The 19554-nt window shown below is 73.7% G+C and carries 18 protein-coding genes; 12 read left to right on the forward strand and 6 right to left on the reverse strand.

Features of this window, described 5'->3' with window-relative positions:
- Positions 1 to 86: 86 nt before the first annotated feature.
- From ACIRSU_RS30095 to ACIRSU_RS30105, 3 genes are read right to left on the reverse strand one after another with little or no spacing between them, the layout of a single operon-like run.
- Positions 87 to 1289: an RCC1 domain-containing protein gene (locus ACIRSU_RS30095; protein WP_403798704.1), complete on the reverse strand. Its 1203-nt coding sequence runs from the start codon at positions 1287 to 1289 to the stop codon at positions 87 to 89.
- A 29-nt stretch (positions 1290 to 1318) separates the two neighbouring features.
- Positions 1319 to 2494, reverse strand: a complete 1176-nt coding sequence (locus tag ACIRSU_RS30100; RefSeq protein ID WP_403798707.1) for an RCC1 domain-containing protein — start codon at positions 2492 to 2494, stop codon at positions 1319 to 1321.
- A 16-nt stretch (positions 2495 to 2510) separates the two neighbouring features.
- Positions 2511 to 3740, reverse strand: coding sequence for an RCC1-like domain-containing protein (locus ACIRSU_RS30105; protein WP_403798710.1), 1230 nt, complete (start codon positions 3738 to 3740; stop codon positions 2511 to 2513).
- Between the two features lie 637 nt (positions 3741 to 4377).
- Here ACIRSU_RS30105 and ACIRSU_RS30110 point away from each other — a divergent pair.
- The 3 genes from ACIRSU_RS30110 to ACIRSU_RS30120 all read left to right on the forward strand — a co-directional run bounded on the left by ACIRSU_RS30110 (position 4378) and on the right by ACIRSU_RS30120 (position 7459).
- Positions 4378 to 4923, forward strand: a complete 546-nt coding sequence (locus tag ACIRSU_RS30110; protein WP_403798713.1) for a hypothetical protein — start codon at positions 4378 to 4380, stop codon at positions 4921 to 4923.
- A gap of 143 nt (positions 4924 to 5066) precedes the next feature.
- The gene (locus ACIRSU_RS30115; protein ID WP_403798715.1) at positions 5067 to 6005 is read left to right on the forward strand and encodes a hypothetical protein; all 939 of its coding nucleotides are present in this window, start codon (positions 5067 to 5069) and stop codon (positions 6003 to 6005) included.
- A gap of 68 nt (positions 6006 to 6073) precedes the next feature.
- Positions 6074 to 7459 (forward strand): hypothetical protein, encoded by a 1386-nt coding sequence (locus ACIRSU_RS30120; protein WP_403798718.1) that lies wholly within the window; start codon positions 6074 to 6076, stop codon positions 7457 to 7459.
- Here ACIRSU_RS30120 and ACIRSU_RS30125 read toward each other — a convergent pair.
- Positions 7452 to 8354, reverse strand: a complete 903-nt coding sequence (locus ACIRSU_RS30125; protein ID WP_403798720.1) for a LysR family transcriptional regulator — start codon at positions 8352 to 8354, stop codon at positions 7452 to 7454. The genes ACIRSU_RS30120 and ACIRSU_RS30125 overlap by 8 nt on opposite strands.
- A gap of 119 nt (positions 8355 to 8473) precedes the next feature.
- On the opposite strand from ACIRSU_RS30125, the gene ACIRSU_RS30130 reads away from it, so the two are divergent.
- From ACIRSU_RS30130 to ACIRSU_RS30150, 5 genes are all read left to right on the forward strand, one after another.
- Entirely contained in the window at positions 8474 to 9559 is a 1086-nt protein-coding gene (locus tag ACIRSU_RS30130) for a four-carbon acid sugar kinase family protein (protein WP_403798723.1), read from the forward strand.
- Positions 9556 to 10578, forward strand: coding sequence for a 4-hydroxythreonine-4-phosphate dehydrogenase PdxA (pdxA, locus tag ACIRSU_RS30135; RefSeq protein ID WP_403798726.1), 1023 nt, complete (start codon positions 9556 to 9558; stop codon positions 10576 to 10578). Before ACIRSU_RS30130 ends, pdxA begins: the two co-directional genes overlap by 4 nt.
- Positions 10578 to 11279, forward strand: coding sequence for a HisA/HisF-related TIM barrel protein (locus ACIRSU_RS30140; protein ID WP_403798729.1), 702 nt, complete (start codon positions 10578 to 10580; stop codon positions 11277 to 11279). Before pdxA ends, ACIRSU_RS30140 begins: the two co-directional genes overlap by 1 nt.
- Positions 11280 to 11521: 242 nt before the next feature.
- Positions 11522 to 13054, forward strand: a complete 1533-nt coding sequence (gene miaB, locus ACIRSU_RS30145; RefSeq protein ID WP_403798732.1) for a tRNA (N6-isopentenyl adenosine(37)-C2)-methylthiotransferase MiaB — start codon at positions 11522 to 11524, stop codon at positions 13052 to 13054.
- 140 nt (positions 13055 to 13194) lie between these two features.
- Positions 13195 to 13902 carry a class III extradiol dioxygenase subunit B-like domain-containing protein gene (locus tag ACIRSU_RS30150; RefSeq protein WP_403798735.1) on the forward strand — a complete coding sequence of 236 codons (708 nt, stop codon included), beginning with the start codon at positions 13195 to 13197 and terminating at the stop codon, positions 13900 to 13902.
- Between the two features lie 98 nt (positions 13903 to 14000).
- Here ACIRSU_RS30150 and ACIRSU_RS30155 read toward each other — a convergent pair whose 3' ends face one another.
- Together ACIRSU_RS30155 and ACIRSU_RS30160 are read right to left on the reverse strand one after the other, a co-directional pair.
- A complete protein-coding gene (locus ACIRSU_RS30155; protein ID WP_403798738.1) occupies positions 14001 to 14249 on the reverse strand; it encodes an antitoxin in 249 nt (82 codons plus the stop codon).
- Between the two features lie 47 nt (positions 14250 to 14296).
- A complete protein-coding gene (locus ACIRSU_RS30160; RefSeq protein ID WP_403798741.1) occupies positions 14297 to 14551 on the reverse strand; it encodes a hypothetical protein in 255 nt (84 codons plus the stop codon).
- A gap of 113 nt (positions 14552 to 14664) precedes the next feature.
- Between ACIRSU_RS30160 and miaA the strand changes: the two genes are divergently transcribed.
- The 4 genes from miaA to ACIRSU_RS30180 all read left to right on the forward strand — a co-directional run bounded on the left by miaA (position 14665) and on the right by ACIRSU_RS30180 (position 19552).
- Entirely contained in the window at positions 14665 to 15603 is a 939-nt protein-coding gene (gene miaA / locus ACIRSU_RS30165) for a tRNA (adenosine(37)-N6)-dimethylallyltransferase MiaA (RefSeq protein WP_403798743.1), read from the forward strand.
- 111 nt (positions 15604 to 15714) lie between these two features.
- On the forward strand, positions 15715 to 16179 hold the full coding sequence (locus ACIRSU_RS30170; RefSeq protein WP_403799283.1) for a hypothetical protein: 465 nt from the start codon (positions 15715 to 15717) through the stop codon (positions 16177 to 16179).
- Positions 16180 to 16286: 107 nt separating this feature from the next.
- Positions 16287 to 17183: a diaminopimelate epimerase gene (gene dapF / locus ACIRSU_RS30175; protein WP_403798746.1), complete on the forward strand. Its 897-nt coding sequence runs from the start codon at positions 16287 to 16289 to the stop codon at positions 17181 to 17183.
- Between the two features lie 206 nt (positions 17184 to 17389).
- Positions 17390 to 19552, forward strand: coding sequence for a RelA/SpoT family protein (locus ACIRSU_RS30180; RefSeq protein WP_403798748.1), 2163 nt, complete (start codon positions 17390 to 17392; stop codon positions 19550 to 19552).
- Positions 19553 to 19554: the final 2 nt, after the last annotated feature.

Below are 19554 nucleotides of genomic sequence, written 5' to 3' on the forward strand. Positions count from 1 at the left end.
CGATCCTGCCAGCTTCGTCCCCGTCCTGGCCAGGTTGGACGTGCCCGGGATCCTGTCCGGGACGGGGCGTGAGTCGCGCGTGGCGCTCAGTAGGCGAAGCTGGACTTCCCGGTCATCGTCGTCGACACATGGGTGACCGCACTGCCCGGCGGCAGCGCCGTCGTGGTCGCCGTGCCGGCGGTCCCGGTCGTCGTTCCGTCGCCGAGCTGGGCGGCCGCGTTGGCGCCCCAGCCGATCACCGAGCCGTTGTCGAGCGCGGCGATGGTGTAGTCGACACCGCCCGCGATGTCCTGCACACCCACGAGCTGGTCGAGCACGACGGCGGTGGTGCGGTTGGCGGCGGTGCCGTCGCCGAGCTGCCGCTCGGTGTTCTTGCCCCAGCCGGCCACGCTGCCGTCGTCCAGGATCGCGAAGCTCGTCGCGTTGGTCGCGAAGACCTTCGCGACGGCGTCGAGGTAGGCGACGTCCACGGGCTTGTTGCTTTCCGTGGTCGAGTCGTTGCCGAGCTGGCCGGAGGTGTTCAGGCCCCAGGACTTGACGGCGCCGTCGGCGGTCAGCGCGAGGACGTACTCGCAGCCCACCGAGATCGACTCGACGTCGGTCAGGTCCGGCACCTGCTGCGGGGTGTCGCGGGTGGTGTTGTTGCCGGTGCCGAGGCGCCCGTTGTCACCCTTGCCCCAGGTCCACACGGTGCCGTCCTGGCGCAGCGCCACGCTGAAGTCGCAGCCCGCGCCGACGTCCTTCACCTTGTCCAGGCTCTGCACGGGCAGCGGGGTCTTGGCCGGGTCGGTGGTGTCCTTGCCGGTGCCCAGCTGCTTGGAGGTGTTGCTGCCCCAGGCGAGGATCCTGCCGCCCTTGACCGCGAGGACGTGGTTGAGGCCGGCCGAGATCGCGCTGACGCCGGTGAGCCCGGCGACCGTACCGGGGAAGCTCTGGCTGGTGGTGGTGCCGTTGCCCAGCTGGCCGACCGTGTTGGAGCCCCAGGACTTCACGGTGCCGTCCTTGAGGAGGGCGACGGCGAACGAGGTGAGGGCGGCGCCGGTGCCGGTGCCCGTGCCGCCGCCGGAGAGCTTGCGGACGTCGTCCCGGGCGATGCCGGTGACGGCGGCCGGGGTCTGCTGGGCGAGCACGGAGCCGTTGCCGAGCTGGCCCTGGGCGTTCTCGCCCCAGGAGCGGACCCAGGGGTCGGTGCCGCGCGCGCCGGCGTGGGCGGGGGCGGGCAGGGTGGTCAGGGGGAGCGCCGCGAGGGACAGGGCGGCGAGGAGGGTGAGACGCAGGGGTGGGGTCATCTGCGTGCCTTTCGTTCCGTCGGTGGGGATCAGTAGGCGTAGCTCGTCTTCCAGGGGAGGCTGGCCGGCAGGCGAGTGGTGCCGCTGCCCGGCGGCAGGGTGAGGACGGGGGTCAGGGACGAGGTGGTGGTGCCGTCGCCCAGCTGTCCGGTGCTGTTGTCGCCCCAGGCGACGACGGACTGGTCGGCGATCAGGGCCACCGTGTGCGTCCTGCCCATGGCCAGGGACTCGACGCCCGTGACCCCGGGTACGGGAACGGGGGTGGCGCGGTCGGCGGTGGTGCCGTCGCCGAGCTGCCCGCTCCCGTTCCAGCCCCAGGCCCGCACACTGCCGTCCGCCAGCACGGCGAAGCTGTGGTACCAGCTGCTGTGGACGGCCTTGACCTCGTCCAGGAGTTTCACGTCCACGGGGGACGAGGCCGTTGCGGTGCTGTCGTTGCCCAGCTGCCCGTTCTGGTTGTATCCCCAAGCCTTGACCGTGCCGTCAGCCGTGAGCGCGAGGGAGTGGAGGCAACCGGTGGTGACGGCCACGACGTCCGTCAGACCCGGCACCCGCTTCGGGGTGTTCTGGTTGACGAGGGTGCCGGTGCCGAGCTGGCCGTAGTCGTTCCGGCCCCAGGTCCAGACCGTGCCGTCCTCGCGCAGTGCGACGGCGTGATGGCAGCCGAGGGCGATGTCCTTCACCCTGCTCAGGCTCTGGACGGCCACGGGCCGCGTGGTCGCGGTCGTCGAGGTCGCGCCGTTGCCGAGCTGTCCGTAGTCGTTGGCACCCCAGGACCACATCCGTCCGCCGCGTACGGCGATCGCGAAGTTGTAGCCCGTGGCGACCTCCGAGACCCCGGAGAGTCCGACGACGGCCGCGGGCGCGGACCGGTTGGTGGTGGTGCCGTCGCCGAGCTGGCCGCTTCCGTTGCCGCCCCAGGACTCGACGGTGCCGTCCCTGAGCAGCGCGACGGCGAAGTCGTGGTTGACGGTGCCGCCGCCGGTCGCCAGCTCGCGCACGTCGTCGCGCCGGATGCCCCGGACCGAGGACGGCGTCTGCTGGTCGAGCGTGGAGCCGTTGCCGAGCTGGCCGGAGGAGTTCAGGCCCCAGGCCCGTACCCACGGATCGCTCGGTGCGGAGGCCGCGCCCGCGGGCCCGGCGGCTCCCAGGGCGAGGACGGCGGCCAGCGCGACGGTCACGCGTACGAAGGACGAGTACGTCATCACGTACGCACCCCGCTCAGTACGCGTACGTCGTGTTGCCGCCCAGCGACGCCACCACGTCCTTGATCTTCGAGCCCTCGTCGAGGACCTGCACCGGCGAGAAGCGGGACACGGTCGTGCCGTTGCCGAGCTGGCCCTCGCTGTTGTTGCCCCAGGTGTCGACCGTGTCGGCGATGATCGCGACGCCGTGGCGCGCGCCCGCCGCGAGGTGCTGGACGCCCTCCAGCCGCGGGATCTCGACGGGAGCGGTGCGGTTGGTCAGCGAGATGTCGGAGTCGGTGGCCTCGTCGGACTCCAGGAGCTGGCCGTACTGGTTGTTGCCCCAGCCCCAGACGTGGCTGTCGCTCATGATCGCGTAGTTGTGGAAGGCGCCCGCCTCGATGCGGGAGACGCCCTCCAGCCAGTCGACGTCGACGGGGACGGTGGAGGACTGGGTGCTGGAGTTGCCCAGCTGGCCGTAGAGGTTGTAGCCCCAGGACTTGACGGTGTCGTCGGCGGTCAGGGCGAGGGCGTGGTAGCAGCCCGCGTCGATGGAGACGATGTTCTCCAGGCCCTGAACCAGCCGGGGTACGGAGCTCGTCTGGCGGTTGCCGGTGCCGAGCTGGCCGTGGATGCCGCGGCCCCACGCGTACACCTTGCCGTTCTCCAGGAGCGCGAGGCTGAAGTCGCAGCCGGCCGAGATCTGTTTGACCTTCGGCATGCCCTGGACGCGGTCCGGGTAGACGCGGCTGTCGCCGGTGCGGTTGTTGCCGAGCTGGCCGTAGGAGTTGTCGCCCCAGGAGTAGACCTGGCCGCTGGTGTCGAGCGCGAGGGCGTGTTTGCCGCCGGCCGCGATGTCCTTGATGTTGTTCAGGCGCGGGACGGTGGTGGGCACGGTCTGGTTGTCGTTGCCGCCGTTGCCCAGCTGGCCCGAGGAGTTGTGGCCCCAGGCCTTCACGGTCTTGTCGGTGCGGGCGAGCACGAACGAGTCCGCCGAGGACGTGCCGCCCGCCGACATCTGGTCGACGTCGCCGCGGAACAGGTTGCTGACGGAGGCGGGGGACAGGCTGTCGTTGAGCGTGCCGTTGCCGAGCTGGCCGGTGCGTCCGGCGCCCCAGGCGAGGACGGTCGGGGCGGCCTCGTTGGCCGTGGCGGCGGGAGCGAGCGCGGGAAGCGCGGTGAGCGCGGCGACCCCGGTGACGGCGGCGAGGCTCCAGCGGAGCCGGCGGCGCAGGGGAACGCGTCGGGACCGGTGTGATCGGGACATGGTGCTGCTCTCCTTCGTGAGGCCGTACGAGGGCGCACGAGCCGCACGGGGACGCACGAGCTCGAACGGGGTCGTACGGGGAGGGCTCGGCCCGCGGGCATGGCGCGCCCGGGGCCGTCCGGACGGCCGGGACGGGCCGTCGGACACAGCAGCAGCCTTGCCGAGGGTGATCACCGGCGCGATCCGGGAGCGTTGAAACAGCCGTTTGGCGGACCGCTGTTCGAGACGCTCGCCTCGGGGTCGAATTCACCGGATCGTGGCGGCGTGCGCCGGGGCGGGCGTGCTCCGCCGGCGGAGCCGCCGGCCGGCGGCGGCCGGCCGGGTGAGACCCCGCGCGAGGCGGGCCCGGAACCGTCACCGACCGACCCGCGAATCCATCCGGACGGGTCCCGCCGCACCGCCCGGACCGCTGCTCCCCGCGCCGATGTTGGCAGCCCGTCCGGCGGACCCCGAGTGCGCTCCGCCGATGTGGTGAGCGGGCCTCGGGGCCCGCGCCGCGCCGTGTGTCCTGCCGAGGTGCCGGGACCGGTCCGGTTAGCGTCGGCATGCGCTTGGCGATCTTGATGGCGGTCCCTGCCGTGATCGCCGCGCCCGTTCCCCAACCGGTCGATCCGCCCCCCGTTCCCAGGGAGTTGCCATGCCCGCAGTCGCCCGTGTCCGCCGACGTCCCGCGTCCGTACGGAGAGTGCTCGGCGCCGCCGCTCTCGCCTCCGCGCTCGTCCTGCCGGGCGCGTCCGCCGCCTCTGCCGCCGCTGCCACCTCCGCCGCTTCCGTCGCCTTCGCCGAGGAGTGCAAACCCGACGACCAGGAGTGCCTGGACAAGGAGACCAACGCCAACGAGGCGAAGGAGATCGCGGCCGAGAAGAAGAAGACCAAGGAGTCCGCCGCCCAGGCCGACAAGGACATCGAGGAGATCGGCAAGGACCTGGAGAAGTGCAAGCCCGGCTCGTCCGGCGCGGACACCTGTATGTCCGGGCTCGCCAAGGGCAACAACGGCGAGCAGAAGGGCATGGACGACATGACCGCCGCCGTCAACGGCTTCAAGCCCGAGACCACCAGCAGCGCCGCCGAGGTCGGGAGCGCCACCTGCCACGACTTCCCGGCCTCGCTCCCCGCGGGCTCGGCCGACCCGGGACTGTCCCCCTTCCCGGTCTCGCAGCTCTGCGCGCTGCTCGGTTCCTGACCCGGGCCCCATCGGCCCCCGCCCCGCCCGGCCTCATACGCCCCGGCCCCGCCCTCGTACGCCCCCGCCCGGCCTCAGACGCCCCCGCCCTGCCCTCGTACGCCCCGCCCACCCCCGTACCCCCTGTCCCGAAGGGATGTCCCATGCCCTCGCGCCGTCCCGCGCTGCTCCTGCTCCCCGCCCTCTTCCCCGCCCTGGCCCTCGGCCTGGCCGGGCCCCTCGCCCCGGCCGCCGCCGGCGCGGACGAGGGGCCCGGCGAGCCGCCGACCCCGACCGCCGTCGCCGCCGACGGACGCCCGGCGAAGGTCGCCGACGTCCTGAAGTACTGCGACACCAAGCCCGACGCCTGCCGCTTCGTCATCGACCCCAAGCAGGGCAGGGAGTTCGCGACCGCCGTACGTTCGCTCGGCAATTCGGTCGTCAACTGCACCGAGAGCGACATGAGCGTCGACCGCACGGTCACCCTGCGCACCACCAGCACCGACAACATCGGCGGCGAGATCTCCGGCAAGATCACCGCCGAGGGCACCATCACCGCCTCCGGCGAGGTCACGACGAACCTCACCAACGACATGACCAGCGAGCACAAGACGCCGAACCTCAAGGACGGCCCGACCTCCACGAACGGCACCAAGACCAGCGTCGCGGCCGGCGGCAAGGTGGCCGGCTCGCTGAGCGCCAAACTCGCCTTCGAGGCCGCCTTCAAGGCCACCTACTCCAAGTCATGGACGGTCGACAACACCGAGACGACGACCTACAAGTCGACCGTCAAGCCCTACGACATGCTGGTGTTCGGCGCGAGCGCCGCCATGCGGCGGGTCGTCGGCAAACTCGTCGCCGACTCCGGCTCGCAGATCTCCGGGATCGCCGTGGACAGCCCCTCCATGGTCAACTCCAGCAGCTTCGTCGCCCAGACGTACGCCGCCCCGGCCAACCTGTGCGGCCGCACCCGTCCCCCGGGCAACACGGCCGGCGGCACCGCCCCGCAGCCGGGCCCGCCGTCGTCCCCGCGTTCACTGCCCGCCTCCGACGCGCTCGCCCCCGGAGCCGTACCGAAGCGGGTCGACGTCATCCGCCCCTGAGTCCCCCTCACCTCCCCGTCCCGCCCCTGGCACGCACCACCCCACGCCCACACGAGGAGTTCGTCCCCATGTCTTCCTCTCTCCGCATGCTCGCGGCAGCGGGCCTGCTGCTCCCCGCCGCCCTCGCCGGCTCCCCGGCCGCCGCCCAAGCCCCCGGCGAAGCCGCCGCCTCCCAGGCCGTCGACGTCCTCAACGGCGACTTCGCCGACCCCGCCACGACCGCCGCCGGCCCCACCACCGTCGGCCTCGACTTCTGGAACGGCCTGAACCAGCGCTTCTCGCCGTCCGCGTCCGGCCGCACCGACGACTCCTACGGCGTCGGTCTCGACAAGGGCGGCAACACCCTCAGCCAGCGGCTCCGCGGCGTCCGCAAGGGCGCCCAGGTCACGGTCAGTTACGAGGACAGCCCCTCCGTATCCAAGGACTGCACCGGCGAACAGGTCGCGAGCGGCCAGCCGTACAGCGTCCAGGGCTCCGGTGGCGCGGTCACGGACGTCACCACCGCCGGCGACCCCGACCGGGTCAAGGGAAAGCCGGGGTCCGGCGTCTGGACGAAGCGGAGATACGCCTTCACGGCCAACGAGAACGAGCCGATGCTCACCTTCACCTCCAGGCTCGCCGACCCCAAGACCCTGCCGGCGTGCAGCCCGATGATCGCCCGCGTCCGCGCCGTCGAGGTCCCGCCCGCGCTCGACAAGACCGTCGACAAGACCGACCTGGGCAGGGCGGAGGCGTTCAAGGGCAACGAGCGCGAGGCCACCCTGTCCAACGCGGCCCGCGCCTGCAACGGCGAGAACTCCTGCGTCTTCCGGCCCGACTTCCGCACCTCCTTCCGCTACTACGACCGGGCCCGGGTCGTCGGCGAGGCGTTCGTCAACTGCACCCGCAACACCCTCGAACACACCCGGGTCGTCTCCTTCACCGAGCGCGCCTACGACAGCGTCTCCCAGACCTACGCCGCCGACGGCGTCGCCCTGATCGACGCGGCCAAGCTGCCCACCACGGGCGACCGCACGGAGGACGAGAAGCGGATCAAGGCCACGCCGATCGCCGCCCAGTTCTCCCTCGCGTACGAGAAGGGCTGGCAGCGCGCCTGGCAGTGGTTCAGCGGCGAGCAGCGCAACGTCGTGGAGCACATCCAGCCCGGCGAGGTCAGCTGGATCGAGCTCCAGCCGAGCCGGGAACGCGTCGAGGGCTGGTTCCTCAGCAAGAAGGACGACTACCGGCTGCACGCCGTCATCGACGGGCCCTCGCGCGGCGTGCCGGACCGGCTGCTCCAGCGCACCGGCCCCATGGCCGAGGCGGAGAAGCAGCGCTGCGCCGCGGACCGGCCCATGACCACGACGCCGGTCGGCGCCGGGGCGGCCGCCTACTCCACGGACAAGGGCGTCCGCGGCGTGCCGGTGCCCGCCACCGGTGAGGTACGGGCGATCCGCACCGTCCCGCTCAACTGATACGGCACGGGGCGGGCGGAGTCAGGTCCGCCGCCTGCTCGCGCAGCCAGCCGAGCAGCGCGCCGGTCCGCGCGTCCCGTTCCGGCGGGCGCGGGCTGAGCAGCCCGTAGCCCGTGCCGTCCGCGACGAAGCCGTACGGGGCCGCCAGTTGGCCCCGTACGAGATCGTCGCGGACGAGTGCGTACGGGCCGACGGCGACGCCCACGCCGGCGACGGCGGCCTGGAGCGCGAGGTAGAAGTGCTCGAAGCTCTGCTCACCGGCCACCGCCGGCGACCGGCCGGTCAGGCGGCGCCAGTCGGCCCAGGCGGCCGGCCGGGTGGCGGTGTGCAGCAGCGTGACGGGCGCCCCGGCCCGGAGGCGTTCCGCCGTCTCCGGGCGGCAGACCGGGCCGATCCACTCGTCGAAGAGCGGCACCCGGCTCACCCCGTCCGGCACCGGGAAGTCGTCCCGGCGAAGGGCCGCGTCGACGGTGTCCCGCGCGAAGGCCACCGGCCCGCCGCCCGCCGAGAGGTGCACCGTCAGGCCCGGGTGGGCGGCGGCGAGCTCCGGCAGGCGCGGGATCAACCAGCGCATGAGCAGCGTCGGTTCGCAGGACAGCGCCAGCGGACCGGTGTCCCGATTCCGGCCCGAGACCTCCCGGGCGGCCGTCTCGATCACGTCCAGCGCGTCCCGGACGGCGGCGGCGAGCCGGCGGGCCTGCGGGGTGGGCCGCAGGGAGCGCGGGCCGCGCTCGAAGAGCTCCGCGCCGAGGGCCTTCTCCAGGTTCCGGATCTGCCGGCTGATCGCACCGTGGGTGACGTGGAGCTCCTGGGCGGCCCGGGTCATGCTGGCGTGCCGCACGGTCGCCTCGAAGGGCAGCAGGGTGGTCAGCGGGGGCAGCTCCGGCCGGCTCATGTGTGCAATCTAGTCACAGGTGGAGTGAGAAGGAATCGCTTGTCCTGCGGGTTCGTGCGGCGCGATGGTTGATCTCGTCACGCACGCTCCAGCAGCGCCGATCGAGGGACCCATCCGCGATGCCGCCTTCCACCGTCGTCGTCCTCGCCGACGACCTCACCAGCGCCGCCGACGGCGCCGCACCCTTCCGCAGGTCGGGCCACCGCGCCCGCGTCCTCTTCCGCCCCGCTCCCGCTGTCGGGGACGGCGTCACGGCCGTCGACCTCGGCACCCGGATCGTCGACGAGACCGGGGCCGCCGCCCGTACGCGGCGTGCCGCCGCCACGTACGCCGATGCCGAGCTCGTGCTCAAGACGGTCGACTCGACCCTGCGCGGCCATGTCGCCGCCGAACTGCGCGCCGCGCTCGCCGGATCCGGCCGCCGCGCCGCGATCCTGGCCCCCGCCTTCCCCGCCGAAGGCCGTACGACGGTGGCGGGCGTGCAGTACGTGCGGGGCGTACGGGTCGACGCGAGCGAGTTCGCCCGCGACCCGGCCCACCCGGTGCGCACCGCCGACCTCGCTCGCGTCCTGCCCGAGGCCGTCCTGGTCGAGCCGGAGCCCGCCGGGCTCGCGGGACTGCCCCGACTGGTCGAGAAGGGCGGCGTGTTCGTCTGCTCCGCAGTCTCCGATGCCGACCTCGACGCCGTCGTCGCCGCGCTGCCCCGCGCCGAGGAGGTCCTCTGGGTCGGTTCCCCGGGCCTCGCCGACGCCCTGGCCCGCGCCCACTCCCGTAACCTCGCCGCGACTCTTCCCGAACTCCCACCCGTACACCGCCCCTTGGCCGTCGTCGGCAGCGCCAACCCGGCCAGCAGGCGGCAGCTCGCCGCGCTGCGGCCGGTGGGCGCCGCCGTGCACACCCCCGAGGAGCGCGCCGCCGACCCGGCCGAGCCGCTCGTCCGGCTCACCGAGGAGGTACGGGAACGCGTGCGCGACGGGCAGGCGGACGGGCTCGTCCTCACCGGCGGCGAGACCGCCGCCGCCGTCCTCGGCGCGCTCGGCGCCACCGGCATCGAGCTGTACGACGAGCCCGAACCCGGCATCGCCCGCGGCACCCTGCACGGCCCCGGCGCGCCCCGCCTCCCCGTCCTGATCAAGGCGGGCGGCTTCGGCGACGACGGCACCCTCGTGCGCCTCACCGCACTCCTGGCAGGAGAGACGCCGTGAGCAGACCCCTCGCCGTCACCATGGGCGACCCGCACGGCATCGGCCCCGAGATCACCGTCCGGGCCGTCCACGCCTGGGCCGACCCCAGCCGCCCCGCCGCCGCGTCCGCCCCCGTCCTCGTCGTCGGCGACCCCGGCGCCCTCGCCCGCGCCTGCCGCACCACCGGCACCGGCCTCCGCGTCCGTACGGTCGACACCCCCGCCGGCGCCGGCCGCACCCCCGGCGTCCTCGACGTCCTCCCCGCGGGCCCGGCCCTGCCCGCCGAGCTCGCGCTCGGCACCGTCGCCGCCGCCGCGGGCGCGGCCTCCTACGCGTACGTACGCAAGGGCGTCGAACTCGCCCTCGCCGGGCACGTACGGGCGCTCGTCACCGCCCCCGTCAACAAGGAGGCCCTCCGGCTCGCCGGCGTGCCGCACCCCGGCCACACCGAGATCCTCGCCGAACTCACCGGCACCGAGCGCTACGCGATGATGATGGCCAACGACGAACTGCGGGTCGTCCTCGTCACCGTCCACCAGTCGCTGCGCACCGCGCTCGACGCGCTCACCGTCGAGCGGGAACTGGACACCATCCGCCTCACCCACGAGACCCTCGGGGGCGCGGGCGGGGTCCGCGGCGGGAGCACCGGGCCGCGGATCGCCGTCGCCGGGCTCAACCCGCACGCGGGCGAGAACGGCCTCTTCGGCCGCGAGGACCTCGACGTCATCGCACCCGCCGTGCGCGCCGCCCGCGCCGAGGGCATCGACGCGAGCGGGCCCTGGCCGGCCGACACCGTGTTCATGCGGGCGCGGGCGGGCGAGTTCGACGCCGTCGTCGCCCAGTACCACGACCAGGGTCTGATCCCGGTGAAGTACCTGGGCCTGGAACACGGCGTCAACATCACCCTCGGCCTGCCCTTCGTCCGCACCAGCGTCGACCACGGCACCGCCTTCGACCTCGCGGGCACCGGCACCGCCGACCCCACCAGCCTGCTCACCGCCCTGCGCCACGCCGCCCAGCTCACGCCCCAGGACCTCTGATGGACTTCGTCTTCATGCTCACCCGGGCCGACCGGACCGTCACCGACTGCCTGCACGTCCTCGACTCGATCCGCGAGCTCGGCATCACCCACATCGGTTTCAAGGACGTCGGCGTCGACCCGGCGACCCTGCGCCGGCTCCACGAGCAGATCAGGGCGCTCGGCGCCACCAGTTACCTGGAGGTCGTGGCCACCGGCCGCGACCAGGCCCTCGGCTCGGTCCGTGCCGGCGTCGACCTCGGCGTCGACTGGCTGATGGGCGGCACCTGGATCGACGAGACCCTCGCCCTCCTCGCCGGGAGCCAGGTCCGCTACCTGCCCTTCGTCGGCGAGCCCCAGGGCCACCCGACCCGCCTGGCCGGCACCCCGGCCCGGATCGCCGCCGACTGCCGCCGCGCCGAGTCCGCCGGCTGCGCGGGCGTCGACCTGCTCGCCCACCGTGCCACCGAGGCCGAACCGCTCGACCTGGTCCGCGCCGCCCGCGCCGCGACCACCGGCCGGCTCGTCGTCGCCGGCTCCATCGACACCCCGGCCCGCATCCGGGCCCTGGCGGAGGCGGGCGCGGACGCCTTCACCGTCGGCTCGGCGGCCTTCGCGGGCACGGTCCGGCCGACCGCGGGCGGCCTCGCCGCCCAGCTCGCGGCCGTCCTCGAGGCGAGCCGGCCGCCGGCCCCCGGCCCGCTCGGCACCGCACCCCTCTAAAGGGGGTGTCTCGCCGATCATGCCGGGCTCGCGACTCCCCCAGAGCTTCGCCTGGGAGGTGCCCCCAGCACCGCGCCTCGCCGCGTTGTCGTCGGTCGCCGATGCTCCGCATGGACTCCCTCCTCCGCCTTGCGATGCGTCCCCTAGGCCCTGCGGGCCTGGGGAGACCCCATGCACCAGACGCCGCTCCCTGATCCGGCCTGATCGACGAGACACCCCCTGAGCCCCCTTACCCTTGTCAGGTGACCAGCAGCAAAGACGGGACCGGAGCCGTGGCCGAGCAGGGCGTGACGCGAACCTACGAAGTACGCACCTACGGGTGTCAGATGAACGTCCACGACTCGGAGCGGCTCTCCGGCCTCCTGGAGGACGCCGGCTACGTGCGCGCCCCCGAGGGCTCGAACGGTGACGCCGACGTCGTGGTCTTCAACACCTGCGCGGTCCGTGAGAACGCCGACAACAAGCTGTACGGCAACCTCGGCCACCTCGCGCCGATGAAGGCCGCCCGGCCCGGCATGCAGATCGCCGTCGGCGGCTGCCTGGCGCAGAAGGACCGCGACACCATCGTCAAGCGGGCCCCCTGGGTCGACGTCGTCTTCGGCACCCACAACATCGGCAAGCTGCCGGTGCTCCTGGAGCGCGCCCGCGTCCAGGAGGAGGCGCAGGTCGAGATCGCGGAGTCCCTGGAGGCGTTCCCGTCGACGCTGCCGACCCGCCGCGAGTCCGCCTACGCCGCCTGGGTCTCCATCTCCGTCGGCTGCAACAACACCTGCACCTTCTGCATCGTCCCCGCGCTGCGCGGCAAGGAGGAGGACCGCCGTCCCGGCGACATCCTCGCCGAGATCGAGGCGCTGGTCGGCGAGGGCGTCTCCGAGATCACCCTGCTCGGCCAGAACGTCAACGCGTACGGCTCCGACCTGGGCGACCGCGAGGCGTTCAGCAAGCTGCTGCGCGCCTGCGGGGAGATCGAGGGCCTGGAGCGGGTCCGCTTCACCTCGCCGCACCCGCGCGACTTCACGGACGACGTCATCGCCGCCATGGCCGAGACCCCGAACGTGATGCCGCAGCTGCACATGCCGCTGCAGTCCGGCTCGGACACCGTCCTGAAGGCGATGCGCCGCTCGTACCGGCAGGAGCGTTTCCTCGGGATCATCGAGAAGGTGCGCGCCGCCATCCCGCACGCCGCCATCTCCACCGACATCATCGTGGGCTTCCCCGGCGAGACCGAGGAGGACTTCGAGCAGACCATGCACGTCGTCCGCGAGGCCCGCTTCGCGAACGCCTTCACCTTCCAGTACTCCAAGCGCCCCGGCACCCCGGCGGCCACCATGGAGGGCCAGATCCCCAAGGAGGTCGTGCAGGCGCGCTACGAGCGCCTCGTCGCCCTCCAGGAGGAGATCTCCTGGGAGGAGAACAAGAAGCAGGTCGGCCGCACCCTCGAGGTCATGGTCGCCGAGGGCGAGGGCCGCAAGGACGGCGAGACGCACCGCCTCTCCGGCCGCGCCCCCGACAACCGTCTCGTCCACTTCACCAAGCCGGACGAGGACGTGCGCCCCGGCGACGTCGTGACCGTCGAGATCACCTACGCCGCCCCGCACCACCTCCTCGCCGAGGGCCCGACCACCGCCGTCCGCCGCACCCGCGCGGGCGACGCCTGGGAGAAGCGCCAGGCGGACGCGGCGGCGAAGCCGGCGGGCGTGATGCTGGGCCTGCCGAAGATCGGCGTCCCGGAGCCGCTGCCGGTCGCGGACGCGCCGGCGTGCGGGAGCCACTGACGCGCACGGAGGCTCCGACGGGGGCGCTCTGACGGGGAGGGAAGCCCTGGCGGGGGAGAGGAAGCCCTGGCGGGGAAGAGGACGCCGGGAGGCGGCTGACGCCGGGCGGAGGCCCACCCGGTCCGGCTAGGCTGCGGATCATGCTTGTCGCCGCCGCCGTCTGTCCCTGCCCCCCGCTGCTCGTGCCCGCCGTCGTGGCCGGTGCCGCCGCCGAGCTCGCCGAGGCGCGTACGGCCTGTTCCGACGCGCTCGGGGTGCTCGCCGCCTCCCGTCCCGACCGGCTCGTGGTGGTCGGGCCCGCCGCCGAGGGTGCGCGGGGCGTGTTCCCGGGCGGGTCGGCCGGGTCGTTCGCCGGGTTCGGCGTCGAGCGGACCGTACGGCTCGGCAGCGGGCCCGGCGGGGACCGGCCGCTGCCCGCGTCGCTCGCGGTGGCCGGCTGGCTCCTGGAGCACACCGACTGGGCCGACGCGCCCGTCGAGGGCCTCGGCGTCGGAGAGTCGCTGGAGGCCGCCCCGTGTGCGGCGACCGGGCGGGAGATCGCCGGGTCGGCGGAGCGGGTCGCGCTGCTCGTGATGGGCGACGGCAGCGCCTGCCGCACGGTGAAGGCGCCCGGCTACCTCGACGAGCGCGCCGAGGGCTTCGACGCGGAGGTCGCGCGGGCGCTCGGCGAGGCCGATACCGCGGCGCTGCTCGCCCTCGACGAGCGGCTCGCGTACGAGCTGAAGGCGGCCGGCCGGGCCCCGTGGCAGGTGCTCGCGGGCGCCGCCGAGGGCGCGGACCTGGCGGGCCGGCTGCTGTACGAGGACGCGCCCTACGGCGTCGGCTACTTCGTGGCCGCCTGGAGCTGACCCGTACCCGACCCGTACCACCACACCAAGAGCCCCCGTAACGGCGGACGGCCGCGGAGCAGCGCGCTCCGCGGCCGTCCGCCGTGGCGGAGGAACGATCAGGCGGCCGGCGGCGGCGTCGGGCCGCTCGGGCCCTCGTCCTTGTGCGCGAGCCGCTCGATGGCCTCCTTGGCCTTCCCGGTGCCGGACTCGATCTTGGCGCTGTACTTGCCCTTGGTCTTCTCGTCGACCACCCGGGCGGCCTTCTCCAGGCCGTGCTCCACCTTGCCGCCGTGCTCCTTGGCGAGGTCGGAGACCTTGTCCTTGGCGGGGCCGAGCTTGGCCTTCAGCGAATCCAGGAGACCCATTCGGTCACCATCCCTCCGCCGGACCCTGCCGGGTCCGTGTTCTGTGCCTACGGTCGGGCGCTCTCGCCGGCCGGCTCGTTGTCGGCGGCCTGCACGGCCGACTGCTGCTTGGGGATCTCGACGGGCTCGGCCACCGCGTCGGCGCCCTCACGGGCCTCGGCGGGCTCACCGACCTCGGTGACCTCGGGGGCCTCGGGGGCCTCCTCCGCCGTGCCGACGGCGGCCTCCGGCGCCTCGTCCGTCACGGCCTCGGTCGCCGGCTCGTCCTTGCTCTTCCGGCGAAACAGCGCAAAAACTCCCATAACTGCTCCCTAGCGTACTCAGGGTCGTCATTCCGCAACAGGCAACGAAGCCGGATGAGGGCCGTCACGTAGCTCATTCGGGGACGCGCCGGGAGGTTTGGGAGACTGGGCATGTGAGAAGTGCAGCTCCCGCACCGCGGGTCATCGCCGTCGTCGGTCCCACCGCGGCCGGAAAGTCCGATCTGGGCGTCTTCCTCGCCCAGCAGCTCGGCGGCGAGGTCGTCAACGCCGACTCCATGCAGCTCTACCGGGGGATGGACATCGGCACCGCCAAACTGACGATGGAGGAACGCGGCGGCGTCCCGCACCACCTCCTCGACATCTGGGAGGTGACCGAGGCCGCCAGCGTCGCCGAGTACCAGCGGCTCGCCCGCGCCGAGATCGACCGGCTGCTCGCCGAGGGCCGCACCCCGATCCTGGTGGGCGGCTCCGGCCTGTACGTGCGCGGGGCCATCGACGTCCTCGACTTCCCCGGCACCGACCCGGAGGTCCGGGCCCGGCTGGAGGCCGAGCTGGAGGAGCGCGGCTCCGGCGTGCTGCACGCCCGCCTGGCGGCCGCCGACCCCGAGGCCGCCCGCGCGATCCTGCCCAGCAACGGCCGGCGCATCGTGCGCGCCCTGGAGGTCATCGAGATCACCGGCAAGCCGTTCACCGCCAACCTCCCGGGCCACGACTCCGTCTACGACACGGTGCAGATCGGCGTCGACGTCGCCCGCCCCGAGCTCGACGAGCGCATCGCCACCCGGGTCGACCGCATGTGGGAGGCCGGGCTCGTCGACGAGGTCCGCGCCCTGGAGGCGCGCGGCCTGCGCGAGGGGCGCACGGCCGCCCGCGCGCTCGGCTACCAGCAGGTGCTCGCGGCGCTCGCCGGGGAGTGCACCGAGGACGAGGCCCGTGCCGAGACCGTGCGCGCCACCAAGCGCTTCGCCCGCCGCCAGGACTCGTGGTTCCGCCGCGACCCCCGGGTGCACTGGCTCAGCGGCGCCGCCGCGGACCGCGGGGAACTCCCGCGGCAGGCGCTGACGTTGGTCGAACGAGCGGTTACAGCCTGATCACGTGATGGCATCGGGACGTCATGCCCGTCATTCGGAGGGGCAGGGGCGTGCCATCATCGAGCATCGTCGAACGACCAAGTGGAATCCGAGTGGGGAGGGCGCGTGGCGATGGAGGCCGGCCCTCGAGACACGGAAGAGCAGGCCGCCGTCCGGGGTGAAGTCCCCGGTACGGCGCCCGGTCTGACGCCGGACGGCCCCGACCAGGCCGAGGGCAGCGCCGTCGAGGTGGACCCGGCCGAGGTCGAGGTGGAACTGCGCCCGCAGCGCCGCCTGCGGATCTGGCAGCTCGCCCCGATCGTCGCGCTCGCCGCCGTCGGCTCGCTGATGTTCGCCTTCCCGCTCGCCTTCGGCTCGGGCGACGGCGGCGCCGTCGTCGCCATGCTCGGCCTGCTGATCAGCTCCTGCGCGGCGGGCTGGGGCATGATGGCCGCCCGCCGCGTCGGCCACACCTGGCCGGGCCTCCCCGCCCGCGGCTCCACCGAGCGCCCCGACTGGCGCGCGCTCGCCCTGTACGTGTCGCTGAGTGCCCTCCTGGTCGCGCTGGCGGTCTGGCGCGTGGCGCGACTGCGCTGAGCGCCCGTACGGGCTCCCGCCCTGTGGGACCCCGTGCCGTTTGGGACCCCGTACCGTTCCGTGGACCGTCGCGACCGCTGTCACATCCGGCACGTAGAGTTGATTCCGTGACCAGCGCGCAGACCTCGCCCCACTCCTTCCCGGCGCCCCTCGGCTTCCTGAAGGGACACGGCACCGAGAACGACTTCGTGATCGTCCCCGACGCCGACAACGACGTGGACCTGCCTCCGGCCCTCGTCGCCCGGCTCTGCGACCGGCGGGCCGGCATCGGGGGCGACGGCGTGCTGCACGTGGTGCGCAGCGCCGCTCACCCGGACGCGCGGCACCTGGCCGACGAGGCCGAGTGGTTCATGGACTACCGGAACGCGGACGGCTCGGTCGCCGAGATGTGCGGCAACGGGGTGCGGGTCTTCGCCCGCTATCTGGAGCACGCCGGGCACGTCACCGCCGGCGAGGTGGCCGTCGCCACCCGCGGTGGGGTCAAGCGGGTCCACCTCGACAAGGACGGCTCCGTGACCGTCCGCATGGGCCGCGCCGTGCTCCCGGAGGACGGCGTCACCGTCACCGTCGACGGCCGCAGCTGGCCCGCCCGCAACGTCAACATGGGCAACCCGCACGCGGTCGCCTTCGTCGAGGACCTCGCCCACGCGGGCACCCTGTACGACGAGCCGCCGTACGAGCCGGCCGCGGTCTACCCGGACGGCGTCAACATCGAGTTCGTCGCCGACCGCGGCCCCCGGCACGTCGCCATGCGCGTGCACGAGCGCGGCGCCGCCGAGACCCGCTCCTGCGGCACGGGCGCCTGCGCCGTCGCCGTGGCCACCGCCCGCAGGGACGGCGCCGACCCGGCCGTGTCCGGCGTCCCCGTCACGTACACCGTGGACGTGCTCGGCGGCACGCTCGTGATCACCGAGCACCCCGACGGCGAGATCGAGATGACCGGCCCCGCGGTCATCGTCGGCGAGGGCACCGTCGACCCGTCCTGGCTCACCGACCACGCCTGAGCACCGGACGCCTCCGGGGCCCCTGAGACTGTCCGGAGGCGCCGGAATCGAAACTGTCAACGACGGATTCGTCCCTCGAATGGGTGATCCCGTTCACGCTCGGCGAGAGCGGGACTGCGCCACGTGGTGGGGTCGGTAGCATCAAGCACCGGCCCACCGGGCACGCTGCCCGGCTCTCCGCCGGTCGACGCCGCCGGAGGTGCCCCATGAGCGCAGAGGCCACCAATCCCGTGAGCGAGGCCGGGTCCGCCACCGGATCCGACGCTCCCGGCCGCAGACGAGGCCGCCCCAGGATCGATCTGCGCAGGCTCGGCCGCGCCGCCCTGCTCGGCGCGACCGCCGGGCCCGCCATGCGCGACCGGCTGCCGGACGCCATCGGGCACGTCGCCGAGGCCCATCGCGCCCACCATCCCGACGCCGACCTGGCCGTGCTCCGCCGGGCCTACGTGCTCGCCGAGTCGTCCCACCGCGGCCAGATGCGCAAGAGCGGCGAGCCGTACATCACCCACCCGCTCGCGGTCACCCTGATCCTCGCCGAACTCGGCGCCGAGACCACGACGTTGACCGCCTCCCTGCTCCACGACACCGTCGAGGACACCGAGGTGACGCTCGACCAGGTGCGCCGCGAGTTCGGCGACGAGGTCGCCTATCTCGTCGACGGCGTCACCAAACTGGAGAAGGTCGACTACGGCGCCGCCGCCGAGTCCGAGACCTTCCGCAAGATGCTCGTCGCCACCGGCAACGACGTCCGCGTCATGTCGATCAAACTCGCCGACCGGCTGCACAACATGCGCACCCTCGGAGTGATGCGCCCGGAGAAACAGGCCCGCATCGCCAAGGTCACCCGGGACGTCCTCATCCCGCTCGCCGAACGCCTCGGCGTCCAGGCCCTCAAGACCGAGCTGGAGGACCTCGTCTTCGCGATCCTCCACCCCGAGGAGTACGAGGCCACCCGCGCGCTCATCGCCCGCAACCCCGGCGCCTGCGACGCCCTCGCCGGCATCGCCGAGCAGGTCTCCGCCGTGCTGCGCGAGGCCGGCATCACCGCGGAAGTCCTCGTCCGGCCCCGGCACTTCGTCTCCGTCCACCGGGTCCGGCTCAAGCGCGGCGAACTGCGCGGCCCCGACTTCGGCCGGCTGCTCGTCCTGGTCGGCGAGGACGCCGACTGCTACGCGGTCCTCGGCGAACTGCACACCTGCTTCACCCCGGTGGTCTCCGAGTTCAAGGACTTCATCGCCGCACCCAAGTTCAACCTCTACCAGTCCCTGCACACGGCCGTCGCCGCCCCCGACGGCGCCGTCGCCGAGGTCCTCATCCGCACCCACCGGATGCACAAGGTCGCCGAGGCCGGCGTGGTCGCCCTCGGCAACCCGTACGCGGCCCCGGACGGCACCGAGAACCCGGCCGCCGGCACGCCCGCGGCGGACGACAGCGAGCGGGTCGACCCCACCCGCCCCGGCTGGCTCTCCCGGCTGCTCGACTGGCAGCAGTCCACCCCCGACCCCGACACCTTCTGGACCTCGCTGCGCGCCGACCTCGCCCAGGACCAGGAGATCACCGTCTTCCGCGCCGGCGGCGGCGACGCCCCCGGCACGATCAGCCTGCCCGCCGGCGCCACCTGTGTCGACGCCGCCTACGCCGAGCACGGCGAGGCCGCCCACAGCTGTCTCGGGGCGCGGGTCAACGGCCGGCTCGCGCCACTCAGCACCGTGCTCCACGACGGCGACACCGTGCAGCTCCTGCTCGCCCAGGACTCCTCCTCCGGGCCCTCCCCGCAGTGGCTCGACCACGCCCGCACCCCGGCCGCCCGGATCGCCATCACCGGCTGGCTCCAGGCCCACCCCGAGGCCGCCAAGCCCCCCGCCGCCGCACCCCGGCCGCCCGTCAGCGTCACCGCCGACCGCCACTCCGGCGCCAAGCTCCACACCGAACTCCCCGAAGCGCCCTTCGTCCGGCCCGCGGGCTGCTGCACCCCCGTGCCCAACGACGCCATCACCGGCTTCGTCGTCCGCGGCGGCACCGTCACCGCCCACCGCACCGGCTGCGCCACCGCCGCCGCCATGCGGCGGCTCGGCCGCGAACCCGTCACGGTCCACTGGGGCGACACCGCTGAGTGCCGCGTCACCCTCCGCGCCGAGTCCTTCGGCCGCCCCGGCCTCCTCGCCGACCTCACCGAGGCCATCGCCGCCGAGGGCGCCGCCGTCGTCTCCGCCACCATCGAACCCCCGAGCGAGCAGCGGGTCCGGCACACCTACACCCTCCAACTCCCGGACGCCGCCGGGCTGCCCGCGCTGATGAAGGCGATGCGGGACGTGCCGGGCGTGTACGACGTGAGCCGGGCGCGGCAGGCGCCACCCCCGCGGAGCTGACC

This window comes from Streptomyces sp. NPDC101160 (genome assembly GCF_044768205.1).
Lineage (GTDB): Bacteria > Actinomycetota > Actinomycetes > Streptomycetales > Streptomycetaceae > Streptomyces.